The organism is Acinetobacter sp. ANC_7682, assembly GCF_056779795.1.
Genome location: NZ_JBWYIQ010000090.1, coordinates 1 through 400, shown reverse-complemented (window position 1 = coordinate 400; position 400 = coordinate 1). Strand labels below are relative to the sequence as shown.

The window sequence follows — 400 nt, the reverse complement described above, 5'->3', positions numbered from 1 at the left end:
GCAAACTTCGCTGAAATTAAAGATACTTTAGACGCTGCAGTAGAGAAAGCTAAAGCGGAAGAAGTGATTGAGGATGCAGCTGAAGCAGCATTAAAAGATGCGGTTGAAGAAGCAAAAGCAGATGTTGCAGCAGGCAAATTCACTGATGAAGACAAAGCTGTGGTTGAAGCAGCAATTACGGAAGCAGAGCAATCACTAACTAATAATGGTGACTTATCAAATCTAGACTTTGATAATGCTCGTGAAAAACTTGAAACTGTAGTTGACAATGCAAAAACTGCTGAGCAAAAGTTAGAAGAAGCGATTAAAGAAGTAGAAGACTTGATTGCTGAAGGCAAGTTTGATGGTCAGCAGTTGGATGATGTAGAAGCAGCGCTTGCTGCAGCACAAGAAGCTGCAG

Annotated in this window: 1 protein-coding gene; it reads left to right on the top strand. The window is 41.2% G+C overall.

All coding sequences use genetic code 11. The features are described from left to right. On the top strand, positions 1–400 hold a 400-nt coding region (locus AC1M9D_RS14120; RefSeq protein ID WP_481612448.1), incomplete at both ends, for a hypothetical protein.